The 12,946-nt window shown below is 68.2% G+C and carries 5 protein-coding genes; 3 read left to right on the top strand and 2 right to left on the bottom strand.

The window, feature by feature from the left end:
* Window positions 1-50: 50 nt before the first annotated feature.
* Together EDD31_RS06270 and EDD31_RS06265 are read left to right on the top strand one after the other, a co-directional pair.
* The gene (locus tag EDD31_RS06270; protein WP_123303405.1) at window positions 51-971 is read left to right on the top strand and encodes an ATP-binding cassette domain-containing protein; all 921 of its coding nucleotides are present in this window, start codon (window positions 51-53) and stop codon (window positions 969-971) included.
* Window positions 968-1,804 carry an ABC transporter permease gene (locus EDD31_RS06265; RefSeq protein WP_123303404.1) on the top strand — a complete coding sequence of 279 codons (837 nt, stop codon included), beginning with the start codon at window positions 968-970 and terminating at the stop codon, window positions 1,802-1,804. Before EDD31_RS06270 ends, EDD31_RS06265 begins: the two co-directional genes overlap by 4 nt.
* 152 nt (window positions 1,805-1,956) lie before the next feature.
* Here the strand turns inward: EDD31_RS06265 and EDD31_RS06260 are convergent, their stop codons facing one another.
* Window positions 1,957-2,688, bottom strand: a complete 732-nt coding sequence (locus tag EDD31_RS06260; protein ID WP_123305209.1) for an MgtC/SapB family protein — start codon at window positions 2,686-2,688, stop codon at window positions 1,957-1,959.
* Window positions 2,689-2,693: 5 nt separating this feature from the next.
* Window positions 2,694-4,055 carry a magnesium transporter gene (gene mgtE, locus EDD31_RS06255; protein ID WP_123303403.1) on the bottom strand — a complete coding sequence of 454 codons (1,362 nt, stop codon included), beginning with the start codon at window positions 4,053-4,055 and terminating at the stop codon, window positions 2,694-2,696.
* 771 nt (window positions 4,056-4,826) lie between these two features.
* On the opposite strand from mgtE, the gene EDD31_RS06250 reads away from it, so the two are divergent.
* Complete coding sequence (locus EDD31_RS06250; RefSeq protein ID WP_123303402.1) at window positions 4,827-12,557, top strand: DUF5979 domain-containing protein; 7,731 nt, start codon at window positions 4,827-4,829, stop codon at window positions 12,555-12,557.
* Window positions 12,558-12,946: the final 389 nt, after the last annotated feature.

The raw sequence follows: 12,946 nt of genomic DNA, 5'->3' as shown, positions 1-12,946 counted from the left end.
TTCGACCAGGTTCTGTGTACGTCGCAGACTGTGTATGGCATACTTTATGTATGACGTACACAGAGAAACCGCTCATCGAGATCGCCGGACTCTCGAAGAGCTACGGCACACACCACGTCCTGAGGGACCTTGAGCTGACCCTGCCTCGTGGCATCCATGCCCTGCTCGGGCCCAACGGGGCAGGCAAGACCACGCTGGTCAACATCCTGTCCACGCTCATCCCGCACGACGCCGGCCAGGCCCGCGTGCTCGGCCTCGATGTCCAGCGGGAGAAGAAGCAGCTCCAGGGGTTGATCTCCTTGACCGGGCAGTACGCCGCCGTCGACGGTGCGCTCTCCGGCATGGAGAACATGCTGATGATGGGCCAGCTCTTCGGGCTTTCCCGCCGCGATGCCCAGCGCAGGGCTGACGACCTGTTGGGGCGCTTCGACCTGGCCAAGTCCGCGAACAAACGTGTCTCCACCTACTCGGGGGGCATGCGGCGCAAGCTCGACATCGCTGCCAGTCTCATCGCCGGGCCACAGTTGATCTTCCTGGATGAGCCCACCACCGGCCTGGACACCCGGAGCCGCCAGGCTCTGTGGGACGAGATCAACACCCTGGCCGACTCCGGGACGTCGATCTTCCTGACCACCCAGTACCTCGAGGAGGCCGATGTGCTCGCCCAGCGCATCATGGTCCTCAACGACGGCTACATTGTCGCCGACGGCACCGCCACCCAGCTCAAGGAGCGCGTGGGTGGCTCCACCATCCAGATGCACGACGCGGCCGGCCACATCCTCGAGACTCTGCCCACCCGCGGCTCGGCCGAGGATCTTGCCCGCGAGCTCACCTCCATAGCCGAACAGCGGCCCGAGGTCAGCGTCACCGTCCGCAAGCCCACCATGGACGAGGTCTTCCTGGAACTCACCGGGAAGCCGGCCTCCGAGCACGCAAGGACTCCGAACGCTCCCCAGGAGGCTTCCCGATGATCACGACCACGCTGGCAGCCTCCACACCGGCCCGGTCCCTCGCGCCGATGGCCGGCGCCGGCTTCCTCACCGGCCTACGCGTCTTCTCGGCACGGAGCCTCAAGCACTCCTTCCGTGACGGCGAGTCCCTCCTCATGGCAGCCATCCTGCCGATCATGCTCATGCTGATCTTCACCTATGTCATGGGTGGAGCCATGGACGTCACCGGCGAGGGCGCCACATCCCGGGGTGACTACCTTTCCTACGTGCTGCCCGCCATCATCGTCACCGCCGCAGGCTTCGGCGCCTCCTACACCGCCGTCGTCGTCAGCAACGACATGACCACCGGATTCATGAACCGCCTACGCACGATGCCCTTCCCCTCCTTCACCGTGCTGCTCGGCCACACGGTCTCCTCCATGGTCCGCAACATGCTGGCCACCGTCGTGGTCTTCGCGGTCGCCTTGGTGGTGGGGTTCCGGACCGACGCTTCCGTACTGCAGCTACTCGGCTCGGTCGGGCTCGTCGCACTCTGGATCCTGGTCATCACCGTCGTCTTCGCCGTGCTCGGGATGGTCGCCGGCTCTGCGGAATCAGCCAGCGGCTACGGCTTCATCCTGCTCTTCCTGCCCTACGTCTCCTCCGGCTACGCACCGATCGAGTCCATGCCTCACTGGCTGCAAGGCTTCGCCCGGCACCAGCCGATGACCCCGATCATCGATGCCTCCCGGGCCCTGCTCAACGGTCAGGCACCAGGCAACGCATGGTGGATCGGGATCGTGTGGTGCGTGGGGTTCATCATCGTCGCCGTGTGGATGGCCGCCGCCCTCTTTCCCAAGAAGGTCGCCCGCTGAGAGCCGCCACCGTGGCAACCCGCGCCCGCGCAGCGCCTACCCCCCGATCAGGGGCAGGGCCATGGCGAGGTCGCCGGAGAGGACGGCGGTGGCGATGACCGATGCCGTGACGACCGCCGGGGCCGAGCATGCCGGGGAGTCTCGCTACGCGCTCACGGCCCGACCGGTTGGTGGGGCAGCACGCGCCAGCGCACGGAGGTCACGCCCCGTTCGAGGCTGAGCCGGCTCACCGCGTTCTCGAAGACCCGGTCGTCGCGGCCTGGGGAGGTCAGGCGGGCCACGACGCTGACACGCCCGGTCCCCTCGATGTCCTCGGAGTGCAGCCCGTTCAGGCTGAAGGCCTCAGCGGCCATGGCTTGCACGACGAGCGCACGCACATGAGCCTCCTCGCCGTCGTGGCAGATGGCGGTGAACTCGTAGTCCACTGGTTCCTCGGCAGTCCTGTCCGGCGGGAGCTTGGGTTCGACGACCCGAGCGACCGGGCGGAGCAAGGCGTTGCCGACGCCGATGGCGATCACCCCGGCGGCGGCGGGGATGTACATCCCCGCCCCGCAGAGTGAACCGACGGCTGCGGATCCCCACAGCGTGGCGGCGGTGTTGATGCCGCGCAGGCTGCCGCCTTCCTTGATGATCACTCCGGCGCCGAGGAATCCGACCCCGGAGACCACCTGGGCCGCCACCCGGCTGGGTGAGGCATCGTCCGGAGTGAGTGAGGACAGCAGGACGAACAGTGCAGCGCCGACGCACACCAGGGTGTTGGTGCGCAGACCGGCCGAGCGGCCCCGCCACTGCCGCTCGACCCCGATGAGCGCACCACAGGCGAAGGCTGAGCCCACCCGCACGAGCACCTCAAGGATCAGGTGGTCCTCGGAGACGAAGAACATGAGCACTACCCCCCGATCATGGGCAGGGCCATCGCGAGGTCATCGGAGAGGACGGCGGTGGCGATGAGGAAGTAGATGATCAGGCCGGTGGCGTCCGCGACGGTGGTGATCACCGGTGCGGAGAACACGGCCGGGTCGATGCGCAGCTTCGAAGCGACCAGCGGGAGAATGCCACCGATGGCCGAGGCCCACAGGCAGATGAAAAGCAAGGTCAGGGCGATGATCAGACCGATGTCGGTGCCGTAGAAGATCGAGGCCACCGGGAAGCCCACAGCGGCGAGCATCGCCCCCAGCAGTACACCCACACGTGCCTCGCGCCACAGAATGCGCGGGAGGTCGGCGAAACGCACCTCACCGACCGCCAGGGCGCGGATCATGGCGCTGGCGGCCTGCGAGCCTGCGTTTCCGCCGGTGTCGATCAGCAGCGGGATGAACAGGGCCAACACCACCATGGATTCCAGAGTGTCCTCGAAGAACTCCAGTACGTTGACGGTCAGCACCGCCGCGACGATCAGGAGCAGCAGCCAGACGGCGCGGCTGCGGGCGAGGCCGAAGACCGTGACTGCCATGTAGGGCCGGCGGATCGGCTCGGCACCACCGGAGCGGTAGGCGTCCTCGGTGGCCTCGGACTCGAGGATCTCCATGGCGTCGTCCACGGTGATCATGCCGAGCAGCCGGTTCTCGTTGTCGAGCACCGGCAGGGCGAGCAGGTCGGCCTCCTGGATGAGGCGGGCTGCGGCCTCCTGATCCTCGTAAGCGCTCACGCTGTAGGTGTCCTCGGTGAACAGGTCGCTGAGGACCGCACCGCGTTCGGCGGTGACCAGATCGGCCAGGCTCACGGTTCCGAGCAGACGGCGCGAGCCGTCGGTGACCGGTAGGACCGCGAGCTCACCGCCCCGCTCGCTCTGGCCGCTCAGCCGGGCGAGGGCCTCCTCGCGGGTCTGCTCTGCGGAGACGGTGGTGACCACGGGCAGCATGACGCGGCCGGCTGATCCTGCCGGGTAGCCGAGCAGGCGCGCGGTGGCGTCGCGTTCTTCACGGGAGAGGCCCTGCTGGATGCGGGCGACCACCTTGGCCGGCATCTCGTCGAACAGCCGCGCACGGTCATCGGCCGGGAGCGCCTCGACGAGCTCGCGGACGCGCTCCTCGCGCAGACCCTCGAGCAAGGTGCGCTGGTGCTCGGTGTCCAAGGCTTCGAAGACCGCCATGGCCTTGTCCTTGCGCAGCAGCCGGAAGGCGAGCGCCTGGTCCCCCGAATCGAGGTGGGAGAGCTCCTCGGCCACCTCCACGGTGGGGTTGAGGGCAAGCCAGTCGCGGAGCTTGGAGGCGGGCTCGTTCTGGATGAGGTTCTTCAATGCAGCGTTCATGGATCGGTCTCCTCGGAGTGCGGCGCTCGCTGCACACGCACGATCCACTCGCGCAGAGCGCGGGGGAACGATGCGAGGGACAGGGCGCGTCAGGGCGCTCAGGATGCTCGGTCGAGCAGGCCTGAAGAGGGCGTACTACTGCCTATGAGGCGGTGGGATGAGCGCCGAACGCGCGAGATCTAGCGGTGACTCAGCGCGGGGAAGGGAAACCGCCGCGAGAGGCCAAGGGGGCGCGAACGACGAATGGACTCGGACTACTGCCGCTCATGCGGTCCCCACCTCCTCCCGGCCTGCTCCGCGGCATGCGGAGGTACGGCGATTGATCTGCTGATACCGGCCACCGGGCAGGCCCTTGCCGCCGACTGTGACGGCGAAATGCTACGGGAGGGTAGGGAGGCTCGCAACGGCGCCGACCGCGGGATCTCGGCGATGTGGATGCGAGACCTTGGTCACATGGAGAGAGACGAACGACTAGTCGTTCTTCCGACTCTGAGCAGAGCTGCTGTCCGGACATGCCGACCTATGGGCGGGAGTCGACCGAGCGAAAAACTAGACGAACGTTTGCCTTTCGGGGGGTCATGCCTGTTCGGAGCCGCCACACTCCGGCGACGCGAAGCGAAAAATTGCGCATTCAGCAACGCAAAAGCGCCGAAAGTAGCGCTCCGCAGGTAGTGAAGATGGTTGCTAAAGCGCTACTTAAGGGTGCTAGCATCCGGCCGGCATTGTTGTGAACGGGGGCGGTCGGGCCGCCGGTTCAATTGAGAGGCACATATGAAGACGTCGGCGGCGGCAGGCTCGAACGATCGCGCAAGGCGGAAGGCTTCCCGATTCCGGCGGGTCGTCGCCGGCTTCCTGGCCTTCCTCGTCGGCCTGCCGATGATGGCGGGGCTCGTCGCTCCGGCAGCGGCAGATGAGGTGCAGTACCTCGCCGTCTCCAAGACCGTGGACACGGTGGAGGTCCTGCTCCCGGGTGACGCCTTCACTTACACCGTGCAGGTGACCTGCTCGGAGGAGTCCTGCATCGATGCGGTGCTCACTGACGCCCTGCCGGCCGAGCTCGCGGGCTTCTCACTGCAGAACGTCAATTACGCCCCCCCGGCTTCGAACATTGCTCATGAGGTCACTTGGTACGAAGGCGATACCGAGCTGGGCGCGAGCTACCCCGAGGTTGTCGGCCCCGCCACCCGCTTCGAGCTCGACTTCCGGGAAACTCTCCCCGGCGGGAACATCGGTCTGGTGGAGGGCCAGACCTTCACCGTCACCCTGAGCATGCAGGTGCCCTCCGGGCAGGCCTCCACGGCCGTGACCGAGATCGTGAACACCGCGGAGACGACCGCCAGCAACTCCCTGCCCGACAGCAGTAGCGCCCCCATCTCGGTGCGCACCCCGATCAACTTCGACGTCGACCTCACCAAGGCCTGGACCCCGAGCACCGCGAGTTTCGAGCCGGGCCGGGAGTCTGAGGTCGCGCTCGCAGCCGTCACCTCCTCCAACATCGCCACCGACACCCTGACCATCCAGGAGCCTGCCGCGGCGCCGGACGGTGCGGCCTCGCTCGATGCCAGCAACCCCTTCACCATCACCGACTTCGCGGGCTTCTCCGACGCTGCGCTGCCGGCGGGCGCCACGGCGGTTCAGGTCGATGCCTACGTCCTCAGCGGCGGCGCCTGGTCGTGGGTCAGTGGCGCGCCGGGAACGGACTTCGCGCTCCCGTCGGGTGTAGCGAACGGTGACGTCGCCGGCCTGCGCGTGACCTACACCGGGGCCTTCGACTCCGGCACCCAGGCTGACCTCGGCCTCACGCTCGCGCAGCGCGCCGCCCATCGTGGCACCGGCGCCGATCTCTCCACGGCCTCCCACAGCGTGCAGAACGTGGCCGGCGCCAGCCTGCAGCTCGGGGAGTACGACCCGGCCACCGATCAGGCCTCCGCCACTCACACGGTCAACCCCGCGAACGTGGCCGCCGGGGCCGTGAAGAACATCGAGCCGGGCCGGATGAGCGCGGGTCAGACCGCCGCCGCGACGATCAGCGGCACCAACAACTCCGACGTCGGTGTCAACGAGCTCCGGCTCGCCGACCTCGACTTCTTCACCGAGGACATCACCTTCGGTGGCTTCACCGCTGCACCCACCTGGCCCGGCGGCGCCACCGCTGCGACCGTCACCTACTACCCGCTGTCAGGTGATGATGACCCGATCAGCGTGCCCTTCGGCAACGGAGACACCCCCGAAGCCCCCGGGACGCCGATCTCCGGCTTCGAGATCGTCTTCACCGCCGAGGATGGCGGGATCGAATCCGCCGCGACGGCGCAGCTCACCTTCGACATCGAGACCGATGAGGGCGCCACCGACGGCGCGGCGGAGATCAGCCGCGTCAACCGGGTCGACGTCCAGGTCACGGCTCCCAACGGCCTGACCGCCGAAGCGGGCGACACCGACACCCTCGCACTGGTCGACCCCCGCATCAACGCCTCGATCGACAAGACCATCCGCCCCAGCTCCAGCGTTCAGCCGGCTGAGACCGTCATCGCCTCGCTCGCCGCGCGCGCAGCGACCTCGTCGGACTATGCGCGCGTGCAGCAGATCGTCGTCGAAGACGTCTGGTCCGAGGGTGAGGACGAGTTCTGGAACGCGTTCGACCTGGTCTCCATTGCACCGACCCAGGTGCCGGCGGGCGCGGCGATGACCGTTGAGGTCCACAACGGTGACGACTGGGTGACACTCGTGACCGAGGGGCCGCGGGACGGCGCTTGGATCTTCTCCTTGACCCGCGAGCAGTTCGCTGCGGCGGTGGGCAGCACCGATGGCGTCACACCGGGTGAGATCTCCGGCATCCGCTTCACCTTCGATCGGCCGGAGGGCTTCCCCGCCGACACGCGCGTCTCGCCGAACTTCGTCGCCGATGCCCGGAGCGAGCTGCGCGATGGCGGATCGGTCACCCCGGGGCCCGAGCAGCCGACCCCGTACGAGAACACCGCCACGGTGCACGCCAGCGGCGCGACCGAGGCCGGCACGCCGCTCGAGGACGAGGACGAGGACTCCGCAGTGGTCTCCGTGATCACTGGCGACGGCGGCGGCGTCGGTCCCGGCCCCGGGTCGGTGAGCATCGGTAAGCAGTGGCGCCAGGACGGCGTCTCCGCCCAGTCGGGCGAGGAGGCCGAGACCTGGTTGAACTGGCGGGTGGGCACCGGCTTCGACACGGTGACCATCACCGACCCGGTCAATCCCTCGGCCCTCGAGGGCTCCGTCTTCGACGCCTTCGACCTGGTCGCGCTCAACCGGATCAACGCCGACTCGGAGCCCTTCTCCAACGGCTGGTACCTCCGCTACGACACCATCACCGCCGTCCAGCTCTACGACGGTGCGGAATGGCAGACCGTCCCGGCCCCGGCAGCTGGATGGATCCAGGGCGGCGCCTTCGTCGGCTACACCCTCACCGCGGAGCAGCGCGCGAACACCACGGGAGTGCGCGTGGTGCTGGAAGAGAACGAGCAGGCCCGGATCGACGCCCGCGGCTCGGCCTTCGACCCCTACGCCCCCGAGGTCGGCTCCGGCGTCGCCGCGGGCGCCGGGCGCTTCTTCGATCTGACCTGGCAGGTGCGCGACCGCACCCGCGTCGAGAACGTGTGGGTCACCGAGACCGCGACCTACAACACCGACGATCCCGGGATCGTGGAGAACACCGCGGAGATCCTTGGCGAGCGTGGCGACCAGACCTCGCGTGACACCGATGGGGATCGCATCGTGATCTCCAACCCCGGGCCGGCGGTGGACGTGCACAAGACGGTCTCGCACGATCACGACCGGATCTACACCCCGGTGGTGGGCACCGACCCCGAGGCCTACCCGACCGCGACCTTCACGCTCACCGGCCGTAATGACGCCGCGTCGCGCGCGTCCTACGTGCGCCTCACCGATCCGGCCGCCTGCGCGGACACCGACCTGGAGGAGTGCCAGAGCGAGGGCACGGCTGCGGGAGCACTGGCGAACCCCTTCGCCGCTGACGTGGACTGGCTGGATCTCGGTAGCGGGCAGCAGAACCCCTTCGAGGGCCTCGACCTCACCGCCGTGAGCATCGGTGCGAGCATCGCCGACGAGGTCGACCTCGAGGCGAGCACCGTGTGGCTGCTGCGTTACGACGACGGCACGTACACCAGCGAGCAGACCACTGCCAGTGCGGTCAACGCCATGAGCGCCGCCCAGCTGGCCGACGTCGTCGGGATCAGCGTGACCTTCCAGGGCAGCGACCCCGAGCTCACTGGCGGCACGATCACGCAGGAGAACGATCTCACCATCGAGCTCGACGTACGCCTGCGCCCGACGCTGCGCAGCACCGGGGAGAACCAGGTGCTCCGCGCCGGGCAGACCCGCGGCATCGACAACCGGGTGTTCGCGCAGTCCTACGACCCGATCCTCTCCGAAGGCGCGCCCACCGGTGACATCGACGACGCACGGGTGGTTCTCACCGGCGGCGAGATCAACGTGCGGCCGGTCAAGTCGGTTTCGCCCGGTCAGATCCTCGAAGCCCAGCCGGACGTTCCGGTGACGGTTCTCCTCGGAGCGAACCAGGGCGCGAACCCCCGCAGCACCCTCGCGCCCTCGCGCGTGGTCATCGAGGACCAGGCGGAGAGCCCGGAGTTCTGGGACGCCTTCGAGGTCACCGGCCTGGGCGCGCTGACCCTGCCCGCCGGGGCGGACCGGGTGCGTGTGGATGTCTACGGTCCCTTCGGCACTGATGGCGCCATGGAGTGGATCGGGGGAGAGGAGGCCGCCACGGCCGCCCTGCCTGACGTGGAGCTGGCCGAGATCCAGGGCGTGCGGGTGACCTTCTCGCGCGCCGACGGCGGCTACTTCTCGCCGGCGTTGCCCGCACCGAACTGGGCGGGATCCCTCGAGCTCCAGACGCAGCTGCGGGAGACCTATCGCTCCAGTGGCGAGCCGGTGGTCTTCCCGAGCGAGGTGACGAACACCCAGACCTCGCAGGCCCTGCGCACCGACGGCAACAACTCGGCTCCGGCGCAGGCTACCGCCGAGATCGTGCTCGACCCGGGCACCCAGGAGCTGTCGATCCGCAAGCTGATCAACGAGGGTCAGCGCGTGATCAACCGGGGTGACAACGTGCCCTGGGAGCTGACCTTCCAGAACAGTGGAACGGGCTTCCTGACCGTGACCGAGGTGCGCGACACCCTGCCGTCGCACCTGGCCTACATCGGTGATCCGGAACCCACCTACGCCGCGGAGGACGGCGGGTTCCTCTCGGAGAACGTCTCGTTGGAGATCGAGGGCGACGAGCTGATCTTCACCTGGCCCGAGGGCGAGAACCGCATGGCGCCCGGGGAGTCCTTCACCATCACCCTGCACCTCGAGCTGGGTATCGGAGCGCCCTCCGGGCAGCACGTGCTCAACACCGTCACGGCGCGCACTGAGGAGGAGCTCTCCGCCTGCTCGCACCTGGACGGGGGCAGCCTGACCGACGCCTGGGGCGCGGACCCGACCACCTGTGGCACCACTGACTTCGCGCAGCCGGCCAGCGGGCCGAACCTGTTCACCGTCAAGGGTGTCAACGGCAGCCTGGACGGCGCATACCACGCCAGCTCGCCCAACTCCGTGTGCGTCCCGGCTCTCGAGCGCGGCGACCAGAGCTACTACCGCGCACCCTGCGTGGCGCACAGCCAGGTGGGTGGAGTCGACGACTGGCTGCTGACCGCCGCCAACGCTGGGACGATCGACGTCTACGAACTCACGATCTTCGATCAGCTCCCGGTGAGTGGCGACCGTCAGCTCGTCTCGGGCAACCCCCGCGGCTCGCAGTACCGGCCGCAGCTGGTCGCCGAGTCCCTGGGAGTCAACGCGCCCGAGGGCACCGAGATCGTCGTGGAGGTGACCACCAGCCCGGACGTCTGCGTCGGGACGTGGAACAACCTGCAGAACCAGGAGCCCTGCGAGCAGAACGACGAGGAGTGGGTGGCCGCCGACGCCGTCGACTGGGCGGAGGTCACCGGGCTGCGCGTCCACTTCGACTTCCGCACCACGGCTGCGGGCCGCCTGCAGACCGGTGAGATCGTCGACGTCACCTACAGCACGGAGAACGTGCCGGCCACCGACGGTGCCGCCGACGCAGCTCCCATGCAGGTGCCGGCGACCAACAGCGTGGCCTGGAACCAGTTCGGCGTGAAGTACGTCGACGCTCAGGCCACCAAGAAGATCGCCCCCTCCCGGGTCGGCGTTCACCTGCGGTTCGCCTCCCTCGAGGTGAACAAGACGGTCACCGGGCCGGCCGCGGACTACGCCGCGGCCGAGTTCCTCGTGGACCTCGAGTGCTCGATCGACGGAGTCGCCATCGACATGGGTGACTATGCGCAGATCGCGCTCTCCGCGGAGAACGACTTCACCGTGCGCGTGGACGGGATCCCGCTCGGCGCTGCGCCCGGCACGGAGTGCCGCGTCAGCGAGGTCGGTGAGACCGGTGAGTTCGGCGAGACCTCCCGCGAGATGGACCCCCTCGACGGCGTGGTGCTGCTGACGGTGCCCACCGACCCTGGGGTGCCTATCGACACCCAGGAGGTTCCGGCCGGGCAGACCGTGACCCTCACGAACGACTACCGCTTCACCCGTCTGTCGGTCACGAAGCTGGTGGAGACCGAGGCCGCGGCGGACTTCGGGCCCTTCGAGTTCACGCTCCAGTGCGTGACCGCCACGGGCGAGGAGGTGCGCTTCGACGACGACGGCACGACGGTGCTCACCTTCGTGCTCGCCGACGGCGAGACCTTCACCGCTCCCACTGACCGGATCCCGGTGGGTGCGGAGTGCACGCTCACGGAGACGGACGGTTCCTTCGCCGACCAGACCGTGATCGTCGGAGACAACGTGGTGGACCACGGCGATGCCACGGCCACCATCACCCCCGGTGAGCAGGCGGCCGAGGTGACCGTGATCAATGGGTACGACAGCGGCGTGCTGACCGTGCGCAAGATCGTCGACGGCGAGGGTGCTGAGGTCTACGGCACCGGGCCCTTCGGCTTCACGGTGGCCTGTGACTACCGCGGTCAGGAGCTCCTCAACGAGGACTTCTCCCTCGAGCCCGGCGCGTGGCGCTCCTTCGGGGTCTTCCCCGCCGGTACCGAGTGCACGGTGGCCGAGCCGGTGACCGGTGGCGCCACGCACACGGTGCTCGACCCGGCCGAGGGCGTGATCGTCATCGGCGACCAGGACGAGACCGACGTCGAGGTGACCGCGACCAACATCTTCGAGGTCGGTGACCTGGAGCTGGTGAAGCTGGTCGAGGGTGACGGTGCCGAGGTTTATGGCGCGGGGCCCTTCGAGGCGCAGGTGCAGTGCACCTGGGTGCGGGACGGTGAGGTCGAGACCGTCGAGCTGCCGAACGGTGGTGTGGTGGTGCTCTCCGCGGAGAACGGTTATCGCGCCGTGGTCGAAGGCATCATTGCCGGCGCTGAGTGCACCGTGGTCGAGACGCTGACCGGGGGTGCCACGCATTCCACGATCGATCCGGTCGACGGCGTGGTGGTCATCCCTGGCGCCGGCGAGGAGGGTGAGCGCCAGCAGGAAGAGGTGACCCTCACCAACACCTTCGAGGTCGGTGACCTGGAGTTGGTGAAGCTGGTCGAGGGTGACGGCGCTGGGCTGTATGGCGCTGGTCCGTTCGAGGCGCAGGTGCAGTGCACCTGGGTGCGGGACGGTGAGGTCGAGACCGTCGAGCTGCCGAACGGTGGTGTGGTGGTGCTCTCCGCGGAGAACGGTTATCGCGCCGTGGTCGAGGGCATCATTGCCGGCGCTGAGTGCATCGTGGTCGAGACGCTGACCGGGGGTGCCACGCATTCCACGATCGATCCGGTCGACGGCGTGGTGGTGATCCCTGGCGTCGACGAGGAGGGTGAGCGCCAGCAGGTCACGGTCACCCTGACCAACACCTTCGACGTCACCTCCGTGCAGGTGACCAAGGAGGTCCTCGGCGATCTCTCCGCACCCGGTGCTTCTGGTCCCTTCGAAGTGGAGCTGGTGTGCTCCATGACGGTGGACGGCGAGCAGATCGACGTGGAGATCCCCGGCGGAGCGGTGCGTGAACTCGCTGCTGACGGCACGGTCACCTATGCGGACCTGCCCGTCGGCGCCGACTGCGCGCTGACCGAGACCGTCACCGGGGACGCCGAGGAGACCACCATCACGGTGAGCCTCCCCGGCAGCGAACCCGAGGTCGTCGAGGGGGTCGAGGCAGGTATCGAACTGCCGGCCGATGCGGCGGTAGGACCGGTCGAGGTGATGGTGACGAACGTCTTCGCCGACGTGCCCGGTGACCTGACCGACCCGGATAACCCCTCCGACCCGGATAACCCCTCAGGTGAGAAGCCGGGCACGCCACTGCCACACACCGGTGCCGACGTCGCACTCGCCGTCCTGCTCGCCGCGCTCCTGGTGAGCGCTGGAGCGGTGATGGTGGCTCGGCGGCGCGCGACCGGCCGCTCGGACGAGGTCGCGCAGCACTGAGTGAGGACTGGTGCGTGTGCCGGCTCGGCACACGCACCAGTCACCCTCGCTAGTCAGCCTGCGCCAGGCGAGGTGCCGCGGCGATGGGCACGCGAACACCAACCGAGTTTCAAGCTGCCACCAAAGTGACGGCAAGGGTGCGTCGTTATTCCGTTCTGCCACCAAACTGTGACCCACGAGGGCTGCTGCACCAGGGCCGAGTGCCATACGGTGACCCGGTGACAGTGGCACAGGGGCCCGGGCGAGTCGCGGGAGCAGGTGGATCTGTTCACCTCCTCGTAACCTGCCCGCGTTCTTGCGTTGACGTGTTCCTGGTTCCCTTCCTCCTGACCGCGTGATCGGTCACCGGGGGTTGACCAGACACGGGAAGTCACTGGCCGCCGTGTGTG

The organism is Bogoriella caseilytica (assembly GCF_003752405.1).
Lineage (GTDB): Bacteria > Actinomycetota > Actinomycetes > Actinomycetales > Actinomycetaceae > Allobogoriella > Allobogoriella caseilytica.
Note: the sequence above shows the minus strand (reverse complement) of the source record. Positions and strands in the feature narration are given on the sequence as shown.

Bases quoted from the DNA above. Each gene is read 5' to 3' on its own strand.
- mgtE (WP_123303403.1), bottom strand. From the start codon at position 4,055: ATGAACGCTGCATTGAAGAACCTCATCCAGAACGAGCCCGCCTCCAAG.
- EDD31_RS06250 (WP_123303402.1), top strand. From the start codon at position 4,827: ATGAAGACGTCGGCGGCGGCAGGCTCGAACGATCGCGCAAGGCGGAAG.
- EDD31_RS06265 (WP_123303404.1), top strand. From the start codon at position 968: ATGATCACGACCACGCTGGCAGCCTCCACACCGGCCCGGTCCCTCGCG.
- EDD31_RS06260 (WP_123305209.1), bottom strand. From the start codon at position 2,688: ATGTTCTTCGTCTCCGAGGACCACCTGATCCTTGAGGTGCTCGTGCGG.
- EDD31_RS06270 (WP_123303405.1), top strand. From the start codon at position 51: ATGACGTACACAGAGAAACCGCTCATCGAGATCGCCGGACTCTCGAAG.